The organism is Streptomyces sp. NPDC052396, assembly GCF_044593195.1.
GTDB lineage: Bacteria > Actinomycetota > Actinomycetes > Streptomycetales > Streptomycetaceae > Streptomyces.
Map to the genome: position 1 here is coordinate 263203 of NZ_JBIUAW010000003.1, position 23219 is coordinate 286421.

Consider the following 23219-nt stretch of genomic DNA (forward strand, 5'->3'; position numbering starts at 1 on the left):
CTCAGCCCGCCTCTCCCCGGCGGGCGGCCGCCAGCCGTACCGCGTCCAGGATCTTCTCGTAGCCGGTGCAGCGGCACAGGTTGCCGGAGAGCGCCTCGCGGATGTCCGCGTCCGAGGGCTGGGGGTTGTGCTCCAGCAGATCGTCGGCGGCGACCAGCAGTCCGGGGGTGCAGAAGCCGCACTGCACGGCGCCCGCGTCGATGAACGCCCGCTGTACGGCGTTGAGCTGACCGTCGCTCAGCCCTTCGACGGTGACCACCTCGCGGCCCTCGGCCTGGCCCGCCGCCACCAGGCAGGCGCATACCGGGATGCCGTCCAGGCGGACGGTGCAGGAGCCGCACTCCCCTTGCTCACAGGCGTTCTTGGAGCCCGGCAGGCCCAGCCGTTCCCGCAGGACATACAGCAGGCTCTCGCCCTCCCAGACGTCATCGGCCTGCTGTGGGCGGCCGTTGACGGTGAGGCTTACGCGCATCGGGTCCTCCCCTCCCCCGTGGTGTGTTCCGCCCAGACCCACTGAAGGGTGCGCCGGGCCAGCACGCCGACGGCGTGCCTGCGGTAGGCGGCGCTGCCGCGTACATCGTCGATCGGGTTGCAGGCCCCGGCGGCCAGCCGGCCGAACTCAGCCACCAGGGAGGTCTTCAGGGGCCGTCCCGACTCCCAGTGGCCGCCGTCCGCCAGCTCGGCCGTCAGGAAGTCCTCGGCGGCGCGGGCCCTTACCGGGGTGGGCGCCGCGGAGCCGATGCCGGTGCGCACGGTGCGCTCCTCGGGGTGCAGGGCGATGGCGAAGGCGCAGACCGCGATGACCATGGCGTTGCGGGTGCCGACCTTGGCGAACTGCTGTGGCCCGGTGGCCTTTTTGATGCGCACCGCCCGGATCAGTTCGTCCGGCGCCAGGGCGTTGCGTTTGACGCCGGTGTAGAAGTCCTCGACGGGGATCAGCCGGGTGCCGCGCACCGACTCGGCCTCCACGGTGGCGCCGGCGGCCAGCAGGGCGGGGTGGGAGTCGCCGGCCGGGGAGGCGGCGCCGAGGTTGCCGCCCACGCTGCCCCGGTTGCGGATCTGTGGCGAGCCCACGGTGTGCGCGGCCAGCGCCAGGCCCGGCAGTTCGGCCCGCAGTCGCTCCATGATCCGGGCGTAGGGTACGGCGGCGCCGAGCCGTACCTCGTGCTCGCCCGTCTCCCAGGTGTACAGCCCTTCGATGCGGTTCAGGTCCAGCAGACGGTCCGGCCTGCGGTGATCGAAGTTGATCTCGACCATCACATCGGTGCCGCCCGCGATGGGCACGGCCGTGGGGTGCTCGGCCCTGGCGGCCAGAGCCTCCTCCCAGCCGGCGGGGCGCAGGAAGTCCATGGCTGGTTCTCTTCTCAGCGGGGGGTTGCGCGGCGTGGGCCCAGTACAGGGGAGCTTTGGCAGGGGGGTGCAGTCACCGAAAACATGAAGCGGTTGGCTGGCCAGGGGCAGGGTCTTGTAGATTCGAACGAAAGAAGGGGTGCGGAAACCCCTCGGCATTCCACCGGCATCCCACCGGTAACACGAGAGAGATCGGCGGCGACCCACGATGCGGCTGCGCGCACTGCTGGAGACGGACGCGCTGGGCCTTCGGCTGCTCGGCGGCGAGGAGGAACTCGACCGCACCGTACGCGGCGTGATGACCACCGATCTGCGCGATCCCAGCCGCTATCTGTCCGGCGGCGAGCTGGTGCTCACCGGCCTGGCCTGGCGGCGGGAACCGGAGGACTCGGAGCGGTTTGTCCGCATCCTGGCGGGCGCCGGGGTGGCCGGGCTGGCGGCCGGTGAGGCGGAGATCAGCTCCACTCCGGACGATCTGATCGCGGCCTGCGCCCGGCACCGGATGCCGCTGTTCTCGGTGGACGAGACGGTGTCCTTCGCCTCCATCACCGAGCATGTGGTGCGCCAGGTCTCCAGCGAGCGGGCCGGCGACCTGGCGGCGGTGGTGGACCGGCACCGCCGGCTGATGACCTCCGGCCCGGCCGGCGGCGGCCCCGAGGTGGTGCTGGACCTGCTGGGCTCGGACCTGGACCTGCGGGCCTGGGTGCTCTCCCCCACCGGCCGGCCGATCGCCGGCTCCAGTGTGGCGGGCGCCGGGCCGGCGCTGCCCCCAGCGGTCAGCTCGGCGCTGGCCGGCGAGCACCTGGCCGCGTCCCGCACCGGCCGCCCCGACCCGCACCGGGTCCAGGCCGAGGGCCACACCTACTCGCTGTTCCCGGTCCGTGGCGCCGCCCGCGCCTCCGGCGACCCTCGCGAGACCCTGCTGTCCGACTGGCTGCTGGCCGTGGAGGCGGACGCCGGGGAGTGGCCCGAGGAGCGGCTGGACCTGCTGCATGGCGTCACCCAGCTGATCGCGGTGGAGCGCGACCGGCGCGACGCGGCCCGTACGGTGCGCCGCCGGCTGGCCCAGGAGGTCCTGGAGCTGGTGCAGGCCGGGGCCGCCCCGGCGGAGACCGCGGCCCGGCTGCGGGTGGCCGCTCCGGTGCTGTTGCCGGGGCTGGGCACCGCCCCGCACTGGCAGGTGGTGGTGGCCCGGGTGGAGTGGGCGGACAGCGAGCTGCCCGGCGGCCCGGTCGCCCAGAGCCTGCTGGAGGAGGTGCTGGTGGACCCGGGCGCCGCCGGCACCGAGCCCGCCGACCGGATCGCGGTGGCCCACACCGGGGACGAGGCGGTGGCCCTGGTGCCGCTGCCCGGGGTGGCCCCGGTCACCGAAACGGAGGAAGACGCCGAAGCCGGTGCCCGGACGGAGGAGCTCCACGCCGAGACCCTGCTGGCCGCCATCCGCGAGCCGCTGACCCGGGGGCTGGACGGCGACGGCCGGCTGACCATCGGCGTCAGCGCCGCCGTGCACTCCGCCGAGGGCCTGCGCGGCGCCCTGGAGGAGGCCCGGCACGCCCGCCGGGTGGCCGCCGCCCGGCCCGGCCGGGTCAGCGCCGCCGGCCACCAGGAGCTGGCCTCCCACGTCCTGCTGCTGCCCTTCGTCCCCGACGATGTGCGCCGGGCCTTCACCGCCCGGCTGCTGGACCCGCTGCGCGACTACGACCAGCGCCACCGGGCCGAACTCATCCCGACCCTGGAGGCGTTCCTGGAGTCCGACGGCTCCTGGACGCGCTGCGCCACCCGGCTGCACCTGCATGTCAACACGCTGCGCTACCGGGTGGGCCGGATCGAGCAGCTGACCGGGCGCGATCTGTCCCGGCTGGAGGACAAGCTGGACTTCTTCCTGGCGCTGCGGATGAGCTGACCCGGCGGATGAGCCGACCCGGCGGCCGGGAGCTCATTCCACCAGGACGATCCGGCCCAACAGGGAGACCGCCAGCGGGAACCGGTCCGCGTGCACCAGCCGCCGGCCCACCGGCACCGGCCGCCCGTCGGCCCCGGTGACCGTGCCGGTGGCGGTGGCCGCGTCGGTGGCATGGACCTCGTGTTCCTCCACCACCAGCCGGTAGGCCGCCAGTGGCAGCAGTGGCGGGGTGGGCGGGGTCAGGGTGCCGGTCCAGGCGAAGCCGGGGCCGCGCGGCACACAGCCCAGTTCGGTGGCGGCGCCGGTGTCCGTCCAGTCCAGGTCGCCGCCGGTGGCCTCGCGCCACTCCACCCGGGCCAGCACCCGGCGGGCGGCGGCCGCCGCCGTCTGCCCCGAACCCGCCTTGATGCCCAGGGAGTTGACCGCGGCCGGGCCGGTGAGCTCCAGGGCGATGGCGCCGTCCGGGGTCATGGCGGCGGTGACGGTGCGCTCGGGCAGCGGCTGGATGAAGTCCGCCGGGACCACCTTGGACAGGTGCAGCGGGTCCACCGAGTACGGCTGGTAGCGGGCCAGCGCCAGGCGCACCAGCGGGAAGTAGGCGGCGTCCCCGGCCGCTTGCCCGGGGTCGATGTCGATATCGCAGTGCCACAGCCGCAGTTGCGGGTCGTAGTCGGGCCGGAAGGCGGCCACCGAGACGGTGGCGGGCAGGCCGCCCACCGGTTCGGCGAGCTGCCGGCCGGCGGCGGTCAGGGTGGCGTTGGGAAAGGACACGGGGGTCAGCGGCGGTGGCGCGGGCGCGGCCGACCAGACCGGATCGGGGGCGCGGCGGCTGACCAGTTCCTCGGGCAGGTCGCCGCCGGGGTCGAGTACCACCGCCAGCAGTTCGTCATCGCCCGAGGAGAACCAGGGGCGTTGCAGATACACCCGCACCCCGGCCGGCCGCCGGGTCCGGGTGACCTGGTGCAGGTCATGGTCGACGGCGCGCTCCCAGCGGAAGGTGGGCACCAGATGGCTGATCACCGGTGGTTCGGGGCGGCGTGAACTGGGCACCGGCCAGCCCCGGACGGACGCTCCGGGGCTGGCCGGGCCGACCCGGGTGATGAGCGCGGGCTGGTCGGTGATCGCCGGGTGGAAGTACTCCCGGAACCGGGTGGTGGCGGTCGGGGTGTAGGTGATGTCGCGGTGGCGGGTGTCACGGAACTCATGCCGCAGGAACACCCCCCGCTGGTCCTGGCCGGGTCGCAGGGTGAGGTCGCCGACATGGGCGTGGCCGGGCGTCCGGACGGGGCCGGGCTGGGCCGGGTCGTCGGTCCACTCGTTCCAGGTGGCGTCCAGGTCGATCCGGCCGGTGCTCTTGGCATGGGCCTGGACGGTTCCGCTGACCTCGGCGAAGGTCTGTCCCTCGGCACGGACAAAACTCAGCGGGCCCAGCCGCGGCGGCAGCAGCGGCTTCTCCACCGCGTGCACCAGGGTCAGTTCGGCCCAGGGGGTGAGCATCCAGTTCTCCCCGGCGGCGGCCGCGGCGGTCAGCTCGTCCTTCTTGTCCTGGGGCAGGCCGGTGGCCGGATCGTTCCACAGCGGGGAGCCGGTCAACAGCCGCCACTGGCCCAGCAGTTCCAGGTCGGCCGGGTCCAGCCGGCAGCTCATCCGCACCGTGGCGGTCTCCGCCTTGGGCAGGAAGACGGTCAGCTGCCGCTCCAGCAGCCCGTCCCACACCGGCGGCCCCTCGCCCTCCACGATCCTCAGCCGCAGCGGCTTGGCCTGCGGCCAGGGGCCGGGGAAGTCAAAGGTCTCATTGGGCGCGGCCCCGGGCAGGCCGCGCAGCGAGATGCCCCGGGCGAGCACATCGGGCAGATAGGGCAGCAGCAGCCGGGGGGCGTCGTGCACCACATACTCGCCGGGCTTGAGGCCGTCGCCGCGCGGTACCGGCAGTTCGGTGAGCGGTTCGCTGTCGTGGACATTGAGCTTGGCGACATGGATCTCCCGGAAGAACTTCAGGTCATGGGTGACGTCCGGGTTCTCCGGGAGGCTGACCACGGTGTCCAGATAGCTGCCCGCCTCACGGGAGGCGGCGGCCAGGAAGCGCTGCCGTACGTCCTCCGGTCTGTCCGGGCCGAAGGCGGCGTCGAACGCGCCATGTTGTTCGGCCGCGCGCAGCGGGGACTTGGGCGGGCTGAGGTGGCGTTCGTCGAAGTCGCGGTAGCGCCGGTCCAGTCCGTCCACCGGGGTGACCGCCTGGTGGTCGGGGACCTGGGGGTTGCGCAGCAGCGCCCACTGGGTGGCGGAGAGCGGGGTTCCGTCGTCCTGCACGGTGCTGCGGATCACCAGGCGGGGCTCCGACTCCCCTTCCAGGAAGGGCCATCTGGGGACGATCGCCGGGGGCAGCACCGGTTCCCAGCGCCGGTAGGTCAGCGGCGCGGTGGCGGCGGTGTCCTCGCCGGCCGCCTGGGGCCCCGGGCCGTTGCCGGCCAGGTCGGCCAGGCGGGCGCGCAGCCGGTAGGTACGGCCGTAGCGCAACGCGGGCAGGGTGCCCGGGGTGGGCCGGAAGGCGGCATCCAGCGGGAAGGCGTCGGACACCGGCGGGTCGGGCACCTGCGGCCGGTCGTCGGCGCCCAGGGTGCGGCCGGGCGGCGGGGCGGCCAGGCTCCAGCCGTGCCAGCCGAACAGCGCCTGGTGGGCGTAGAGTTGCCGGTCATCGGCCCGGTCGTGGCTGAGCGCGCTGGCCTTGACCTGGCCTTCGTCGGGAGCGGCGGCGATGGGTACGGGCGCCTCGCCGGCCCGGCGGATGGCATAGCGGCCGGTACGGGCGCACAGCGGGCGCCAGTTGGTGACCTGTCCGGTGGTGTCGTCGACCAGGCCCACATCCACCCGGTAGCCGCGCACCAGATGGGCGGCGTCCAGCAGGGCGGCGGTGCCGGTGGCGGCCAGCCGGCGGGCGTCGGCCTCCAGTTGGTCGGCGAGCGCGGTCTCGCGGTCCTGGTGCAGCAGGGTCAGTCCGGCGCCGTGCAGGGCGGGGGTGGCGGTGCTGTCGGGGGCGGTGGAGCCGGGGCCCAGGCTCTGGTCCACGATCCTGGCGAACTCGGTGAACTTGATGGCCGCGCCGTCCACATCGAGGTCGGTGAGCAGCATGCCGGGCCCGCTCAGCCGGAGCATCCGGCGGCCGTAGAGCCCGTCGTCGGCGGCGTATGCCTCGAACCGCTGCCCGGCCGTGTAGCGCAGCCGGGTCCAGGGCCGCAGGGTCTCGTCCTGGTTGAGTCCGTCCTGGGCGGTGGTGAAGGTGACCCGGGCCTGCCACTGGTCGGCCAGCCGGTCCGGCGGGGCGGCCAGCAGGTCCACGGCCAGGCCGAAGCGGCGCAGCAGTTCGGGGTAGTCGGCGAGCAGGCCGCAGGCGGTGTGGAAGTCGAGGTCGGGCGAGGCCGGCGGGGCGGCGGCCGAGGGCGGGGCGGGCGGTCGGTCGTAGAAGCGGTAGAGCTCGGCGAAGTTGAACACCTCGGCCTGGTAGCGGGGGTCGGAGCGCTGCATCACCCGTGGGCGGAAGGGGTTGTCGGGCGGGGCGGTGAGCAGGGGGTCGAGCAGGGGGTAGGCGGTGGCCACCTGGCGGGCGAAGGTGGTCACCGGCTGGGTGAGGGTGTGCAGCAGGTCGCCCTGGTCGGGGTGGTCCCAACTGGGCGGGGGCTGCGGTCCGTTGATACCTTGGCCGCCCCCGCCGCCGCTGGGGAAGGCCCGGCGGAAGGCGGTGGCGGTGGCCACGTCCCGGTAGAGGGAGCCGATCCGGTCGTGTACGGCCTGGGCCGGGAAGGAGCGCAGGGCCGGCGGGGCGGCGGGGGCGGCGGGTGGTGGGCCGACCCTGCTGCCGGCGCGGAACAGTGCCTTCCAGAGCGCGCTGTCGGCGGGCGGGAAGCGGTCCGGCTGGGGAGTGAGGGGCAGCTGGGTGCCCGGGCCGGTGGCGTCGGGCGGCCGCAACTCCAGCCGGAGCGCGGCCAGATACCGGCCGAGAGTGGCCGGCCAGTCCAGGAAGCCGGCGAAGTCGGCCAGCGTGGCGCCACCGGTCAGCCGGGGGGTGACCAGGACCGTCAGCCGGAGCGTGCCATCGGCGGCGGTGCCGTCGGGGAGTACCGTCCAGCGGATCGTCTCGGGCATGGCGGTCAGCTCACTTCCGCGAAGGCCGTGCAGTATTCATCGACCGGGTTCCGGCGTTCTCCGGTGACCGGGTCGGGATAGGGCGTCATCATCTCGGCGAAGGTGGGCGGCCGTACCGCGTCGGCGGGCAGCGCGGCGGGCGCGGGACCGGAGCCCGCGAAGCGCTTCTCGCATTCCAGGGTGACCGACTGCGACCAGAAGCCGATATGCACACTGATGGAGATCCGGGCCCGGCCGAAGACGGTGCCGCTGGAGAGTTCATAGGTCAGGTCGAGGCAGAGTTCGACGGAGGCGGAGACGATGCCCAGCACATCGACCTCGCCCCGGGCCCGGAAATAGCCGGTGAGCCGGGATTCCCCGGTCTGGGTCTCCAGCCGGAAGTAGATGCCGGCCATCACCGACAGACTTCCGCTGGCCACCCCGAAGTTCATGGCGACCTCGGCGCCGAATTCCAGCGCCGCCTCCAGGACCGCGACCCGCTTGGCGGTCAGGGTGATGCCGAAGAATCCGCCGCCGCCCAGCATGGAGACGGTCAGCCGGAAGGGCGCCTCCCGGGTGCAGAAGGAGAAGCCGACCTCCAACGGGCCGCCGATGAAGGGCAGATCGAGGGAGGCGTCCAGCCGGAGGTTCTCCAGGCTGAACACCCCGATCGCCAGGCTGGGCAGCGGAAGGCCGTACCGGGCGCTGATTCCGGCCGGGGTGACCTGGAGCGAGGGCGGGTCGCTGAATCCGTCGACCGGGATCAGCCGGCGCAGCGTCTCCACAAAGGCCAGCGGGCCGATGAACTCGATGCCCTGGAAGGCCACATCGACATCGGGCTTGCGGCCGGCCCGCATGGTGAAGCGAATGTGCTCGAAGTGCAGCCGCATGGCGTGGAATTCCGGCACCAGCACCAGGTCGAACTTCTCCAGGCTGCAGCTGATGTCGGCGCCCGCGGTCAGATCGGGGCGCAGGGAGCCCCGGACGTCCACGGCCAGGGCGAGCCGTCCGCCGGGCCGGGGCGCGAAGATGGCCTGGTCGCCGGCCGGCCAGGGCCCGATGTCCGGGGTCCATTCCAGATGCGCGTGCACGGTTTCCGGCAGCTTCAGGCCCATGGCGGCGCTTTCCACCGCCTGCCGCAGGGACATCAGCTGTCCGGCGGTGCTGTTCCAGGTGGCCACCTGCTCCCGCACCCGCTCCAGCAGCGCCCGGATGCCGGGATCCGCCCCGGGCGGCAGCTGGTTGACCAGGCCGGTCAGCGCGTCCGCGAAGGCGTTGAAGGCGTTGTCCACCTCGGTCAGGGTGAGCGGCCCACCGCCACCGGCCAGTTGCTGGGCCAGATAGTCGCCGATGGTCTTCACCAGCTGCCGCCCGGTGTCGCGCACCCGCTGGGCGGCGGCGGGCAGGGTGGCGGCCGCGCTGTCGATCTGGTCGGCGAGCCGGCCCAGGTCGGTGAGGAAGCCGGTGACGGCGCTGACGGTCCGGCTGAAGAAAGCCGGTGCGCGCAGGGGCTGGTCGAGTCCGGCCGTTTTGATGATGTCGGCCAGGGACAGCACACCGAGGAAGTTGGCGCCCAGCGCGCCGAAGAACTGCGCCGGGTCGAAGGTGCCGTCGGCGAAGGTGGCCAGCGGGTCGGCGGTGCCGGCCGCGCCGGCCACCGGTCCGGTGCGCCGGGACAGCCCGGCGATGTCGAAGCCGGGGCTGAGCAGGGCGCCACAGCGGTCGCCCTGTCCGGTGAAGTCCATGCTCTGCACGGCCGGCAGGCTCAGGAAGACCTCACCGGCGTTGGCGGTACGGGCGCCCTCGGTCGACCGGGCGAAGCCGGAGAGTGCGTAGCGGCGCGCATAGGCCACCGTGACGGTGGCGGCGTCACCGGCGAGCGCGCCGACCGCGGGGAGGGTGACCCGGGCCCAGCTGAGCTGGGGGATGAACCGGGCCTCGCCGGGCAGGGGTTGGGCCAGTGCGGGCGGTGCGGCCACCCCCCACACCAGGTGGGCCACATCCACGCTGGTGTCACCGGGGGCGTTCCCGGGTGCCAGGGCCACGGTCTGGCCGCCCAGCGCGGCGCTGGTCAGCTTGGGTGGTTCGGCGGTCGCCGCCAGGGCCCTGCCCGATCTTCCGTTGTAGTCCGCGACCACGCCCGCCAGTTCACCGCCGCCGCTCAGCGACTCGGGTACGAACATCAGCGGAGTGCGGAACTCCACCAGCTTTCCGCCGTGGTCGACTGCCGTGATCTTGAAGTGGAACGGCTGGTCGGCGGCGGTCTCGGGAAAGAAGGTGGCCGGCTGGGCCGGAACACTGCGCAGATTGGGTGTCACCAGGGTCTCGATGCGCACACTGGTGAACGGGAACAGCAGATTGGCGAGGTCGGCGGTGGGCGAACCGTCGGCCGGCAGCGGGGACTTGGGGTCATAGGTGCGCAGTGGCTGCCGGACCAGGATGTACTGCCGCTGCAGGAGGTAGGCGGCCCGGGCGTCGGTGAACTTGCGCTCGGTGACGGTGACCAGGGCGGCGCGGTGCCCGAAGGGGCAGAGGAAGCCCTCGTCCATCACCCTGACGTGGTGATCCCGCCCCATGGTGGCGCGGTGCCGCCACTCCGAGAGGTCCACCAGGGCCGGCCGCACCGGCCACTGGCCCAGGCTGTCCAGCCAGCCGCCGACCGCCGAGAGCATCAGGTTCTCCACGCTGACCGGCAGGGGCTGGTAGGGCTGTCCCCCGGCGGTGTGCAGCGTGCCATTGGCGGTGAGGTCGACGAGGTTGTCGCGGTGCCGGGGGTCCAGTGCCATCCGGAAGTCCTCGGGCGCGCCCGGGTCGTGGTCCCGGTCGCGGTTCCACACCGCCCGGGCGGTGGTGCGCGAGAGCCGGGTGTGCCACAGCTCCACGCGTTCGTCCGGGGCGGGCTCCTCGGTCGAGGTGCTGTGCGTCCACTGGGCGTTCTGCGGCGGGGAGAGCACCAGGCGGTAGGGCAGCTCCACCCCGGTCGCGGGGTGCGCGGGGTCGGCGAAGGGGTCCTGTGGAGTACGGGCGTCCGGCGGCGTCCGGTCCGCCCCTTCCATGACGGCACCCGCCGCGGAGGCCGCGGCGAGAGTGGCCTCCAGGCCGACGCGGGCGGTGAGTTCGGCGGTGATGCGCAGCAGCCGTACCAGCGCCAGTGCACGGGCGGGTGCGTCGGGAGTGACCCCTGGGGCTTCGGCCAGCCGGAGGGTGCGCGGCGTCCCCGGCTCCCGGGCCGCGTCCACCACCCGCAGCGGCAGCCGCCGCATGGCGTCCAGCAGCCCCGCCTCCGAGTAGTCCACCGAGCCGTCCGGGCCGACCTCGAAGACCAGCACGCTCTTTCCGCTGATCAGCGCGGAGACCGGCAGATCCCTTGGTTCGGGCGGGGTTTGCTCCTCGGCGAAGGCGTGCTCCACCACGTGCTGCGGACCGAAGGTGACGACCAGCAGGGCGTCCTGGCCCGGTTCCGCCGGAACCAGCCGCCGTTGTCCGGGAATCCGGTCGTCGATCCGCAACCCGGGAAAGGAAAAACTGAGGTCCAGGAGATCAGTGCCGCGCAGAACTCGAATTGGTGCCGGAGTAGTCATGGCGCCCCCATCGCGATGCCACTACTTGGATACCTCCATCTGGCGGACCAGGTGTATTACCCAAACGGGTGACTATGGGCCAATCGTGCTCCATTCGGGTGCAATATCCCTCGACGTTGCCGCGCGAATTCCCACGGCGTCAGCACCCGGCGCCTCTGCGGCACGGACCCCGACGCGTACCGCTTCCCGCGGTTCGCCGCCGAACTCGTGGAACTCCTCGGCCTTCTCGGCGGCGAGCGGCCGGTCACCGGCATGGGCTCCTCGCTGGGCTGTGCCACCGTGCTGCATGCCGCCGTCGCCCACCCCGGGCTGTTCGACCGCCTGGTACTGCTGATCCCGCCGACCGCCTGGGAAACCCGGCCCGCACAGGCCGCCAACTACCGCAAACTCGCCGACCTGATGGAGGCCAACGGCCCCGGGGCATTCCGGGCGGCCCTGGCCGCGGCCCCCGTGCCGCCCTCCCTGGCCGGGATTCCCGGCTACCCGCCCCGCGAGGCGGCCGTCCCGGCCGGTCTGATGCCCGCCCTCTTCCGCGGCCTGGCCGACTCGGATCTCCCCGACCGAGCCCTGCTCCCCCAACTCACCCAGCCCGCCCTGATCCTCACCCTCGCCGACGACCCCGGCCACCCCCGCTCCACGGCCGAGCAGCTCGCCGGACTACTGCCGGGCGCCCGGCTGCACATTTCCAAGGACTCGGCGGATGTGCGCACTTGGGGCGAGCGGGTGGCCCGCTTCCTGGCCGGCTGAGCGGCAGCGGTGCCGGGCGGGCCCGTTGTCAGTGGCCCCGTGCATCATCGTTCCCATGACACGCCGCACCGACGACGCCCTGCCCGCACTCGCCCGCAAGCACCTGCCCGAGGAGATCGCCGAACGCTGGACCGGCCTGCTGCGGCCGAGCCTCCGCCTGGACAAGCCCACCGGTACGGGCCGGGATCCGGTCGTCGGCCGGCTCGGCGGTCTGCCGGCCCTGCCGGAGGACCAGGAGTGGCCGGTCTGGGAGGGATATGGCCCGCTCTCCTTCATCGGCTCCCTCGACTGCGCCGCCCTGCCCTCCGCCGCCCTGGACATCGCCCTGCCGGCCGACGGGGCGCTGCTCTTCTTCTACTTCGACGGTCAGCTGGACGACGGCAGTGCGGTGGTCTGGCCCGGTGAACCCGAAACCCAGGCCGGTGCCCGGGTCCTGCACATACCGGCGGATGTCCCCGTCACCGACCGGGCGGCGCCGGCGGGGATCCTGCCCTATCCCGAAGTCCCGCTGACCGCCCGGGTGGAGACCACGGCACCCTCGCCCTGGCACCCGGTGGTCCACCGGGAGTTCGCGCCCATGCCCGAGGACCACCCGCTGCACGACGAGCAGTTCCAGGACGCGCTGTGGGACCACTTCGACGGCACGGAGCACCGCATCGGCGGCTACCCCACCCCGGTGCAGGACGAGGTGGAGTACGAGGTCGCCCAGGGCGCTCTGGGCAATCCGCCCCCGGAAGACCCGCGCATCGGGCCGGAGGCCCTCCGCTGGGTGCTGCTCGCCCAGTTCGACTCGGATGACGACGCCGACATGATGTGGGGCGACGGCGGTGTCCTCTACTGGCTGATACGGCCGGCGGACCTGGCCCAACGGCGCTTCGACCGGGCGGCGTTCACCTGGCAGTGCAGCTGACGCTCGTACCGCCGGCCGGGCGCCGGCTGAAAAGGCATGTGCTCCGCACCTGCCGACCACGCTACGGTCACCGCACTCTGAATGCTCGACCGGCTCGTCTTCGACAACCCCGAGCCCCTCATCACCCTCGCATCCCTCGCCGGCACCGCACTAGAGTGAGGCAGTGACCTCCTTGCCGGAAGACCCGTCCTCGCCGATCGGCGAGAGCGCTCGCGACACGGCCGTGCGGCGCCTGCAGGAGGCCTTCTCCGAAGGGCACATCTCTCACGAGGAGTTGGACGGGCGCCTCCACTGGGCGCTCACCGCCAAGACGCACGGCGAACTCGTAGCGGCTCTGGCCGCGCTCCCGGCGGAGAAGGCGGGCACCACGTCCACGATCGCCGCCGCCGGCGGGCAGATCCGGCGGCGCGGGGCATGGCAGGTACCCCGGACCCTCAAGGTCGCGTCCGCGTTCGGCAGGGTGCGTCTGGACTTGTCCCGGGCGGTCATTGAGCATCCGGTCATCGACATAGAGCTGCAACTCGGCACCGGCAGGGCCCACATCACCGTGCCTCGTGATGCGATCGTCGATCTCGAGGGCCTGCACACCGGGTGGAAGGACCTGCGCTACAAGACCCGGCGGAGCTCCCGTCCCGGCGGGCCGACGATCCGGATTTCCGGCATGGTGGGGTTCGGACGGCTGAAGGTCCGCCACGCGCGGCGTTGAGGGCCGTTCAGCACCCGTCCATCGCCTGGAGACCGGACCCCCGGATGGTGGTCCCCGCCGGCGTCGGTATCCGGCCCCAACTTGTGGACCAGGCACATCACTTGCCTACCTGGTGATCTACCAGGCGGGATCGCCGATCTGGTCCACCAACACCCAGTGCGGCCAGGGGCGGTGCGGTCCTGACCGACCGGGACAGTGAACGCCGGGTGGCGGCGGCGCTCACCGCACTCACCCGGCGGCACCGTCCCACAGTTCGGCGCCGTGTTCCGCCACCACCTCGCGGACGCGCTGGATCACTTCCGAGGCGGGCAGCGCCGCCGGCCGGCGTCCGTCCCGCAGCCGCAGCGCCACCAGGTCGCCGGCGGCCTCGCGGCCGCCGATCACCGCCTGGTAGGGGACGAGCCGGGCGGACCGGATCCTGGCCCCCAGGCTGCCGTGTTCCGGTCCGGCGAGTTCCGCGCGCAGGCCCAGGTCGAGGCAGCGCCGTACCAGCCGCTCGGCGGCGGGCAATTCAGCCTCCGACACCGGCAGCGCCACCAGCTGGACGGGGGCCAGCCAGGCGGGAAACGCCCCGCCATGCACCTCGATCAGGTGCGCCACCGCCCGCTCCACGCTGCCGATGACGCTCCGGTGGACCATCACCGGACGGCGCTTGGCGCCGTCCGGCCCGATGTAATGCAGGTCAAAGCGTTCCGGCTGATGGAAGTCGATTTGCACGGTGGAGAGGGTGGCCTCGCGCCCGGCGCTGTCCACCACCTGCACGTCGATCTTGGGGCCATAGAAGGCCGCTTCGCCCGCGCCCTCCTCATAGGGAACCCCCGAGCCCTCCAGCACCTCGGCCAGCATGCGGGCCGCGCGCCGCCACATCTCGGGCCGGGCGACATACTTGCCACCCTCGCCGGGGAGCGACAGCCGGTAGCGCGAGGGCTGGATGCCCAGCGCGCGATACGCCCTGCGGATCAGCTCCAGGGCCGCCAGCGCCTCGTCGACCGCCTGCTCCTCGGTGCAGAAGATATGCGCGTCATTGAGCTGGATCGCCCGCACCCGGGTCAGCCCGCCCAGTACGCCGGACAGCTCCGAGCGGTACATGCCGCCCAGTTCCGCGATGCGCAGCGGAAGCTCCCGGTAACTGTGCGACCGGGAACGGTAGATCAGCGCATGGTGCGGGCACAGGCTCGGCCGCAGGACGACCTGCTCTCCCCCGAGGTCCATGGGCGGGAACATGTCCTCGCTGTAGTGCGACCAGTGCCCGGAGATCTCGTACAGCTCCCGCTTGCCCAGCACCGGCGAGTACACATGCCGGTACCCGGACCGCCGTTCGGCCTCGCGGATGTACTCCTCCAGGGTGTGGCGCACCACGGCACCGTCCGGCAGCCAGTACGGCAGTCCCGCGCCCATCAGCGGGTCGGTGTCGAACAGGCCCAGTTCGCGGCCCAGTTTGCGGTGGTCGGCCATGGTGGTCTCCTCGTGCTGGGGAGCGAGTGACCACATGGCGAAGCCCCGGGGCACTCGCCCCGGGGCTTCGACTCAAGACATCGATCAGCGCGCCGGGACACTCTCCGGCGTCGTCGTGATGGCGGCACGCTTGATCATGACGGGAACGGTAACAGAGGCGGGGGCGGTGCGCGACCCCATGGAGGGGCGATGATCCCAACACGCCTCAGGAGCCTCCTTCTTCACAACTTCACCACCGTTCCTTCGCCCCAACGTCCCCCGATGGTGCTGACCTTGCTCACCGGCACACCACCCATCGGCTGGAAGGAACAGGTTGATGCCCAGGGGAACGTTCAAGAGATTGCGCCTTGCCGCACTGGCGGCCGCCGCGCTGCCGGCCGTATCACTGGGTGGCGCCACCACCGCCCAGGCCGCCGGGGAGCGGGGCGTCCCCGACTACCGGACCTGGCAGGCCGATGTGCGCCAGGCCATCGCCCCGGCGATCCCCTGGCTGCGGCAGCGGATCGGCGAGGGCGTGACCAAGCCGGCCATGGTGCTGGACATCGACAACACCTCGCTGGAGACCTACTACCACCCGGGGCAGGCCAACCAGCCGGTGCTGGCGGTGGCCCGGTGGGCGCATCAGCACGGGGTGGCGGTGCTGTTCGTCACCGCCCGTACCTCCGCCTCGTCCGCCGAGCGTCAACTGGCCGAGGCCGGTTACCCGGTGGACGGCGTCTGCACCCGCGAGCACGGCGAGGGCAAGGGTGACGGCAAGGAGCGCTGCCGGGAGGAGCTCACCGAGGAGGGCTACACCATCACCGCCAACATCGGGAACCGGTCCACCGACTTCTCGGGCGGCTATTACGAGAAGGGCTTCAAACTGCCGGACTACCACGGTCAGCTGTCCTGACCCGCCTCCTCGAACTCATCTGCCGCTTTCTATGATCACGGTCAACGAGCCCATGGCGATCGGGTGATTCCACTGCGGGGGCGGGATGAGTGACCACGGCGGACCAGCGGTGTTCCATGCGGCCTACCGGGCGGTGCTGCGGCGCTGGCCCCAACCGGTGCGCGGCCTCGATGTGCCAACGGCCTACGGCAGCACCCGGGTTCATATCTGGGGCGATCAGGACGGCGCGCCGCTGGTGCTGCTGCCCGGCGGTGGCGATACCTCGGCGGTGTGGTTCGCCGCCGCCGGGGAACTGGGCCGCCGGCACCGGGTGTACGCGGTCGACCTGCTGGGCGACTTCGGACTGAGCGTGCCGGAGGGACGGCCGCTGCGCCGGCCCGGCGATCTGATGGCCTGGCTTGACCAGGTGTACGACGCCCTGGAGCTGACCGACGGGGCGCATCTGTGCGGCCACTCCTATGGCGCCTGGATCGCGCTGCACTACGCGCTGCACGCGCCACACCGGGTGGGCAGGCTGGCCCTGCTGGAGCCCACCGGGTGTTTCACGGGCCTGCGGCCCGGCTATCTGGCGCATGCGATACCCCTGCTGCTGGGGACCACACCGGAGCGGCTGCGCCGGTTCCGTCGCTGGGAGAGCGGCGGGGAGCCGGCCGAGGCCGTCTGGCGGGAGTTCCTGGACAGCACCGCCCATGCGCACCGCACCAAGGTCTTCCCTATGCGCCGCCCGCCGGCCGCCGGGCTGCGCGGCTGCGCGGTGCCCACCCTGGTGCTGGTGGCCGAGCGCAGCCGGGCCCATGACCCGGGGAAGGTGGCCGCGGGGGCCCGCCGGCTGCTGCCCCGGGTCACCGTGGACACCCTGCCCGGCGTCTCCCACCACTCGCTGCCCACCGAGCGACCCGACGAACTGTGCCGGCAATTGCTGGAGTTCCTGAAGTGACTGCTTGGCGTCACTGTTTATGTAGCTGGGGGAGGGACGCCATTCCGGCGGCGAACGCGGGGCGGACGGCCGAGGAGCACCGGGCGGACCTGGCCCTGGGACCGGCGGCACACGGCGGCTGACCAGCGCCTGCCGCGGCCGGGCCGGTCCTGGAGGCACCCTGGAGGCGCGAGGACCCGGCCGAGGAGCGGAGCGAGGAAGTCCCGATGCGCGTGATGAGCTGGAACCTCTGGTGGCGGTTCGGCCCCTGGGAGCACCGCCGCACCGCCATCCTGCGGGTGCTGCGCGAGCTGCGCCCGGACCTGGTGGGGCTGCAGGAGGTATGGGTGGACGGCGAGCACAACCTGGCCGGCTGGCTGGCCGCCGAGCTGGGCATGCACTGGGACTGGGCCCGCTACGACCGGCCCGGCCACTGGCACAAGCGGCTCGGCGACGACTCCTGCGAGGTGGGGGTCGCGGTACTCAGCCGCTGGCCGGTCACCGACCGTCGGGTGCTGCGGCTGCCGGCCGAGGGCGGCCGGGACGACGGACGCTGTTCGCTCCATGTACGGGCCGGCGCGGACCCGTACCCGGTGCCGTTCTTCACCACCCACCTCAACGCGGCGTCCCATGAGTCGGCGGTGCGCCGGGCCCAGGTCACGGCGCTGGCCCGGTTTGTGGCCGGGCACCGGGACGGGACGCCGTTCCCGCCGGTGCTCACCGGGGACTACAACGCCCTGCCGGACTCCGACGAACTACGGCTGCTCGGCGGCCACCGCACCGCACCCGCCGTACCGGGCCAAGTCCTGGTGGACGCCTGGGAGTACGCCGAACCGACGGCGCCCGGCGCGACCTGGGACCCCGCCAACCCGTATGTGGCCGATACCTTCGCGCCGCCCGGGCGGATCGACTACATCCATGTGGGGCCGCCCGGGGAGGGCGGCCTGGGCCATGTGCGGTCGGTACGGCGGGCGGGCGACGGGCCGGTGGACGGGGTCTGGCCCTCCGACCACGCGGCGGTGCTCGCAGAGCTGGCTGACGAGGCGCGCCCCTGACGGGGCGCGGGGCAGCCACGTCATGCGGCTCCGCCGCGTGGGCGCGACCAGCCACGGACGACCCGCACCCGCAAGGCAGCCCAAGGCGTGGGGCCCCTCAGCCCCGCCCCAAATACCGCAGATACTCCGCCCGGTTGAGCGGATTGCCATCCGTCCGCGCCCGGGTAGGCGGCATGCCGGCGCACGGCCGGTCCGTGGTGGGGGCCGACCACCACAGGGCCTCGCCCCGGGTCAGGCCGGGCAGCCGCCGCTCCAGCGCCGGGACCTGGCGGGCCGGCACCACCCCGCGCACGGTCCAGGTGTCCCGCCCGGGTTCACTGTCCCGTACCTGCGCGCCGGATGCGGCCAGCACGCCGGTCACGGTGCCCAACGCCCAGCCGGGCAGCTCCAGTTCGAAGCCGTGGTACGGCTCGTACACCCGGGTGCCGGCCCGGGCCAGGGCCGCCATCAGCACCAGCGGGGTCAGCCGGCGGAAGTCGGCGGCGGTGGTGACCGGACCGCAGAAGCCGGAGCGGGTGAGGGTGACCACGCAGTCGGTCACCGGCCAGCCATGGAGCCCCTGGCCCAGGGTGCGGCGGACGGTGTCCTCGATGGCGCGGTCGAAGGCGTGCGGCAGCGCGCCCAGTTCGGTGTCCCGGCGGAAGGCGATGCCCGAGCCGTCCTCGCCGGGTGCCACCCGCAGGCCGACGGTGGCCCAGAACACATGGCTGTCATGGCGGTAGTCGATCTCCTCATGGGCCTCACCGGTACCGGTGGGCCGCTCCCGGTGCAGGATGCTGCTGGCCTCGAAGGTGGCCTGGAGGCCGAACTCCTCGGCCAGGGTGGTGGCGATGATCTCCTTCTGCACCTCGCCGTAGAGCAGCAGGGCGGTGCCGCCGCCGTCCGGCAGGGCCCGGGTGCCGATCAGCGGGTCCTGGTCAGCGAGCGCGGTCAGCGCGCCATGCAGCCGGGCGGCGTCGCCGGGACGCACCGGGCGCACCACCGTCTCCAGACCGGGCGGGGCGAAGTGCGGCTCGCCGTCGGGGCCGGCGGGGCCCAGCCGGTCGCCCACCCGGACCCCGGGCAGGCCGCGCAGCCGGGCGATGCCGCCGGCGGTGAGCCGCTGGGGGCCGTCCGCCGGGGCGCCGGCCACGGTCAGCCCGGTGATCCGGGCGGAGTGTTCGGTGCGGGTGCCGTCGTCCTCCCTGCGGTGCAGAGTGATGCGTTCCCGGGGGTTCAACTCGCCCTCGAACAGGCGCAGTAGGGCGGTCTTCTCGCCGCCGGCGGAGCGTTCCACGGCGAACACGGTGCCCCGGGCGGCGGCCCGGCCGGCGGTGGGCCGGTGTGCGGGGAGCCACTGCCGGATGCCGTCCAGCAGGCCGGGCACGCCCTGGCCGGAGAGTGCCGAGCCCAGGTAGAGCGGGTGCGTCAGGCCCTGGGCGGTGGTCCGGGCCAGCAGGCGGCGCAGCCGGCCGGGGTCCGGGGTGCGGTCCGCCACCAGGTCGGCGAGCAGGGCCTCGTCGTGTTCGGCCAGCGTCTCGGCCAGCCGCTCCCGGAATCCGGGGTCCTCGAAGCCGGCCGGGCGGGTGCGGGCCTCGCGGGTGCCGATGGCGTCCACGGTGGCCATGGGGACGATATGCGGGGTGAGCCGGGCGCGGATGGCGGCCAGGGTGTCGGTCTCGTTGGCCCCGGCCCGGTCGGTCTTGTTGACGAACAGCAGGGTGGGCAGCCGCAGCCGGCGCAGGGTCTTCATCAGCACCCGGGTCTGTGCCTGGACGCCCTCGACCGCGGAGAGCACCAGCACGGCGCCGTCCAGCACGCCCAGGGCGCGCTCCACCTCGGCGATGAAGTCGCTGTGGCCGGGGGTGTCGATCAGATTGACCCGCAGGCCGTCCAGGGTGAAGGGGGCGACGGCGGTGCGGATGGTGATGCCGCGGCGGCGTTCCAGCTCGCCGGAGTCGGTGCGGGTGGTGCCCGCGTCGACGCTGCCAAGGCGGTCGGTGGTGCCGGTGTCGAAGAGCAGTCGCTCGGTGAGGCTGGTCTTACCGGCGTCGACGTGCGCCAGGATGCCGAGGTTCAGGGTGGGTACGGTGAACATATGAAGTGAGGTCCTCGAAAACGGTGGTCCGGCTGGGGTGCTGGGTGTTTTCGAAGGCCTGGCGCATGTTCGGAAGGACTCCCCGGGAGACGGCTGACGGACGGGGCCATCCTGCCAGCGACGCGTGCCGGATTCGAGTCGTTTTCCGAGCGCGCTTCGGTAACCTTCCGCCAGCACGGGACGTCACCGGGTGACGCTCGCTGGTCAACCCCCGCCACGGCAGGGGCACTTCGACAGGCCGGGGGTTTGTGAATTGCTTCACACCGGACCCTTGGCCGCGCCCGGGTCTTCGTGTTGAGATGCGAGCAGGCTTCCAGCTCGACGGCGCGCTTGGGGAGGGCACAGTGGCGGACACCGCCATGCGGAATTCGGGGTTGCCGGAGCCACCAGGACCACAGGATCCCCAGTTGCGGGACGATCCGCTGGAGCGCGCCGTATGGCGGCTGCGCTCGCGGGCCTGCTGGGAGGACGCGGCCGCGCTGCTGGCCCCGCACGCGGCGGCCGATCCAGGGGCGGCCCGCCGGCGGACGGCGGTGCTGATCGAGCGGTGCATGTTCACCGGCCAGGGCTGGGCGGCCGCGGAGGACGCGCTGCGCTCGGCCGAGGCACTGGCGGCCGGTGACGAGGACCGTGGGGCGGCTGCCTGTGAGCGCGGGCACCTCGCCTATGCGGCCACGGTGCTGGGCGTGCACGACCGGGCCGACGAGGCGCGTTCCGCGCTGGGCCGGGCGGCGGCGCTGCTGGCGCCCTCCTCGCCCACCCGTCCGCTGCTGGACTTCCGGCGCGGGCTGATCGCCCAGCACCTTTCGGACAACCCCTCGGATGCCACGGCGGCCTTCCAGCGGGCGCACTCCGGGGCCGGCACCCATGGGAACCGGCTGCTGCTCTCGTTCACCTGGCGGCATCTGGCGGCCCTGGCCGAGCACGACGGCCGGCTGGCCGAGGCCCGCCATGGCTACACCCAGTCGTTGGGCATCCGTGAGGAGCTGGGCTATCTGGTGGGCATTGCCCCGGCGCTGGTCTCGCTGGCCTCGGTGCTGGCCGAGCCCGCCGAGGCGGACCGGCTGCGCCGGGAGGCACGGCGGCTGATCCGGCTGCTGGGCGGGGTGCCGTCCTGGCTGGAGGAGCGCCTCGCCCCGGCGGAGCGGGCGCCGGTCACCGGGACCCGGTGAGGTGCCCGGTCACCAGGTTCTCCACGGCACTCAGATCGCGGGCGGCCAGCGCGTCCAGCAGCGCCAGATGCTCGGCGGCGTCGGCGACCAGGTCGGCGGTGTGTGAGGAGAGCGGGCCACTGACCGTGGGCCACTGGGCGCGGCGGTGCAACTCCTCGGAGATCTGGACCAGTTGCCGGTTCCCGCCCAGTTGCAGCAGGGCCCGGTGGAAGGCCCGGTCGGCCTCGGCGTAGCCGGCCCGGTCGCCGCGCTCGGCCACCTCGGCGGCCGCGTCGGCCAGCGGCCGCAGCTCGGCCCAGCACGGTGCGGGCACGGCGCGGGCCAGCCGCAGCATGGCGGGCACCTCCAGCAGGGCCCGCACCTCGGCCAGTTCGGCGAGGTCGCGGGCGGTGCGGCCGGTGACCCGGAAGCCGCGGTTGGGCACCGCCTCCACGGCGCCCTCCGCCGCCAGCTGTTGCATGGCCTCGCGCACCGGGGTGGCGGAGACCCCGAAGCGCTCGCCCAGGGCGGGGCCCGAGTAGACCTCGCCCGGTATCAGCTCCCCGCTGACCAGGGCCTTGCGCAGGGCATCCAGTATCTGGCCGCGTACCGAGTACCGCTGGGGCCGGCGGCGGGCGGTGTGGGTGCAGGCCGGGGCGTAGCCGTGTTCGTCCGGGGTGCGGGGGTACTGCCGCCCGGCGGGGGGTCTGCCCTGCTCCATGGGGTCCTCCTGGTTGTCCACCGGAACGATAGGCGTCGGCCCGGCCGACGCAAAGCCTGATATGAGCATGTAAGGAAAGGCTTGCCTATTATCAATGGGGTTGTGCACCTAGGTACGGTGGCGCTCGCCGCCCGCCCCGCGCCGCCCCGGCGGGGCCCCTCACCGCCGGTGACCCCGGACGCGCGACAGGCACACCGAAGCCGCCGCAGGTCCGTCGGACTTGGCGGCACATTACCCCCAACTCGCCCTGGATTGCGTCCAGTTGGTGGCAGCGGGAACTGTTCCGCACCCACCATGCGGCATATCCGCCCGACCCGGCGTCCGACCGACAGGCCGGGCCTCGCCGACATCTGCAAGCGGTTTCCCGTCAATCCACTCGATCGTGTGGAGTGAATAGAACCCAATTCCCTTGCCGCTGGGGGCTGTTCGAAATGACGCGCACCTATCCGTATGTCGTTGGCGTCCATTGGCGGCGAGTTGCCCCGAAACCCCGTGACGCCCGGGCCGATTCCGTCAGGATGGCGCGCGATAGTCCGTACCGCGATACGAGGGGCGCAAGATGAGAGTGACCGACATACCACTGAATTGGGTATTCCCCTGTGCCGTTGCCCTCATCGGGGCCGTGGTGGCCGTGACCGTGTACACCCGCGGCCGGCACGGCGGCGGGGAAGGGGCGGACGGCGCGGATTCCTGGGAACGCAACGAGGAACGCAGGCGCCGCAAGGAAGCCGTCTACGGCAGCGCCTCCTATGTCCTGCTGTTCTGCTGTGCGGCGGTCGCCGCCGCCCTCTCCTTCCACGGCCTGGTCGGCTTCGGCCGGCAGAACCTGGGCCTGGACGACGGCTGGGAATACCTGGTGCCCTTCGGCCTGGACGGGGCGGCCATGTTCTGCTCCGTACTGGCCGTGCGCGAGGCCAGCCACGGTGACGCGGCGCTGGGCTCCCGGATGCTGGTGTGGACCTTCGCCGGGGCCGCCGCCTGGTTCAACTGGGTGCACGCACCACGGGGCATGGCCCATGCGGGAGCTCCGCAGTTCTTCGCCGGCATGTCGCTGTCGGCCGCGGTGCTCTTCGACCGGGCGCTCAAACAGACCCGCCGGGCGGCACTGCGCGAACAGGGGCTGGTCCCCCGCCCCTTGCCGCAGATCCGTATGGTCCGCTGGCTGCGGGCGCCACGGGAAACCTTCGGCGCCTGGTCACTGATGCTGTTGGAGGGTGTACGAACGCTGGACGAGGCAGTCGACGAGGTGCGCGAGGACAAGCGTCAGCGGCAGCACAACCGGCTGCGCCGGCGAGAGGCGGGCAAGCTGGAGCGGGCCCGGCTGAAGGCATACAACCGGCAGAACCGGTTCCTGTGGGGACGCGCCCGCGGCGGCCGTCAGATGGAGGTGTCGGCGACGGCCGTTCCGGCGTCCCCGCAGCCGCCCCAGATCGGCGCCCAGCCCACGGCGGCAGAGCCTTCCATAGCCGAGCCGGAACCACGGGCGCTGCGCACCCGTTCCCTCCAGGCGATAGGGCGGGGCGACACCATCGACCTCACCGCGGAGGACGACACCCAGCCCATTCGCCGGCTGGACTCACTGGAGGAGAAACTCGCCCGTATCGAGCGGCAGTTCGGCTGATCCCATCGCCCTGAG

General features: G+C 72.9%; 16 protein-coding genes. 9 read left to right on the forward strand and 7 right to left on the reverse strand.

The genetic code is table 11. The annotated features are described in order from the left end of the window. Position 1 precedes the first annotated feature (1 nt). Positions 2-472 (reverse strand): (2Fe-2S)-binding protein, encoded by a 471-nt coding sequence (locus ACIHFE_RS09615; RefSeq protein ID WP_400105274.1) that lies wholly within the window; start codon positions 470-472, stop codon positions 2-4. Beyond that, entirely contained in the window at positions 463-1350 is an 888-nt protein-coding gene (locus tag ACIHFE_RS09620; protein ID WP_400105275.1) for an FAD binding domain-containing protein, read from the reverse strand. The genes ACIHFE_RS09615 and ACIHFE_RS09620 overlap by 10 nt, the downstream gene beginning before the upstream one ends. Before the next feature lie 208 nt (positions 1351-1558). Between ACIHFE_RS09620 and ACIHFE_RS09625 the strand changes: the two genes are divergently transcribed. Next, positions 1559-3253: a PucR family transcriptional regulator gene (locus tag ACIHFE_RS09625; RefSeq protein WP_400105276.1), complete on the forward strand. Its 1695-nt coding sequence runs from the start codon at positions 1559-1561 to the stop codon at positions 3251-3253. Between the two features lie 33 nt (positions 3254-3286). Here the strand turns inward: ACIHFE_RS09625 and ACIHFE_RS09630 are convergent, their stop codons facing one another. After that, a complete protein-coding gene (locus tag ACIHFE_RS09630; RefSeq protein WP_400105277.1) occupies positions 3287-7393 on the reverse strand; it encodes a hypothetical protein in 4107 nt (1368 codons plus the stop codon). A 5-nt stretch (positions 7394-7398) separates the two neighbouring features. Continuing rightward, complete coding sequence (locus ACIHFE_RS09635) at positions 7399-10881, reverse strand: hypothetical protein (protein ID WP_400105278.1); 3483 nt, start codon at positions 10879-10881, stop codon at positions 7399-7401. Between the two features lie 177 nt (positions 10882-11058). On the opposite strand from ACIHFE_RS09635, the gene ACIHFE_RS09640 reads away from it, so the two are divergent. The 3 genes from ACIHFE_RS09640 to ACIHFE_RS09650 all read left to right on the forward strand — a co-directional run bounded on the left by ACIHFE_RS09640 (position 11059) and on the right by ACIHFE_RS09650 (position 13316). Beyond that, on the forward strand, positions 11059-11700 hold the full coding sequence (locus ACIHFE_RS09640; RefSeq protein ID WP_400105583.1) for an alpha/beta fold hydrolase: 642 nt from the start codon (positions 11059-11061) through the stop codon (positions 11698-11700). Positions 11701-11755: 55 nt separating this feature from the next. After that, positions 11756-12610 carry a YwqG family protein gene (locus tag ACIHFE_RS09645; RefSeq protein WP_400105279.1) on the forward strand — a complete coding sequence of 285 codons (855 nt, stop codon included), beginning with the start codon at positions 11756-11758 and terminating at the stop codon, positions 12608-12610. A 163-nt stretch (positions 12611-12773) separates the two neighbouring features. After that, complete coding sequence (locus ACIHFE_RS09650; RefSeq protein ID WP_400105280.1) at positions 12774-13316, forward strand: DUF1707 domain-containing protein; 543 nt, start codon at positions 12774-12776, stop codon at positions 13314-13316. 228 nt (positions 13317-13544) lie between these two features. Here ACIHFE_RS09650 and thrS read toward each other — a convergent pair whose 3' ends face one another. Continuing rightward, a complete protein-coding gene (gene thrS, locus ACIHFE_RS09655) occupies positions 13545-14807 on the reverse strand; it encodes a threonine--tRNA ligase (protein ID WP_400105281.1) in 1263 nt (420 codons plus the stop codon). A gap of 280 nt (positions 14808-15087) precedes the next feature. Between thrS and ACIHFE_RS09660 the strand changes: the two genes are divergently transcribed. From ACIHFE_RS09660 to ACIHFE_RS09670, 3 genes are all read left to right on the forward strand, one after another. Beyond that, positions 15088-15663 (forward strand): HAD family acid phosphatase, encoded by a 576-nt coding sequence (locus ACIHFE_RS09660; RefSeq protein ID WP_400105282.1) that lies wholly within the window; start codon positions 15088-15090, stop codon positions 15661-15663. An 85-nt stretch (positions 15664-15748) separates the two neighbouring features. Continuing rightward, positions 15749-16600, forward strand: coding sequence for an alpha/beta fold hydrolase (locus ACIHFE_RS09665; RefSeq protein ID WP_400105283.1), 852 nt, complete (start codon positions 15749-15751; stop codon positions 16598-16600). A gap of 206 nt (positions 16601-16806) precedes the next feature. Then, positions 16807-17634: an endonuclease/exonuclease/phosphatase family protein gene (locus tag ACIHFE_RS09670; RefSeq protein ID WP_400105284.1), complete on the forward strand. Its 828-nt coding sequence runs from the start codon at positions 16807-16809 to the stop codon at positions 17632-17634. 97 nt (positions 17635-17731) lie between these two features. Here the strand turns inward: ACIHFE_RS09670 and ACIHFE_RS09675 are convergent, their stop codons facing one another. Next, the gene (locus ACIHFE_RS09675; protein WP_400105285.1) at positions 17732-19711 is read right to left on the reverse strand and encodes a GTP-binding protein; all 1980 of its coding nucleotides are present in this window, start codon (positions 19709-19711) and stop codon (positions 17732-17734) included. Positions 19712-20070: 359 nt separating this feature from the next. On the opposite strand from ACIHFE_RS09675, the gene ACIHFE_RS09680 reads away from it, so the two are divergent. After that, positions 20071-20883 carry a hypothetical protein gene (locus tag ACIHFE_RS09680; protein ID WP_400105584.1) on the forward strand — a complete coding sequence of 271 codons (813 nt, stop codon included), beginning with the start codon at positions 20071-20073 and terminating at the stop codon, positions 20881-20883. Here the strand turns inward: ACIHFE_RS09680 and ACIHFE_RS09685 are convergent. Further along, on the reverse strand, positions 20867-21583 hold the full coding sequence (locus tag ACIHFE_RS09685; RefSeq protein WP_400105286.1) for a GntR family transcriptional regulator: 717 nt from the start codon (positions 21581-21583) through the stop codon (positions 20867-20869). The genes ACIHFE_RS09680 and ACIHFE_RS09685 overlap by 17 nt on opposite strands. 559 nt (positions 21584-22142) lie before the next feature. Between ACIHFE_RS09685 and ACIHFE_RS09690 the strand changes: the two genes are divergently transcribed. Further along, on the forward strand, positions 22143-23204 hold the full coding sequence (locus ACIHFE_RS09690) for a DUF2637 domain-containing protein (protein WP_400105287.1): 1062 nt from the start codon (positions 22143-22145) through the stop codon (positions 23202-23204). Positions 23205-23219: the final 15 nt, after the last annotated feature.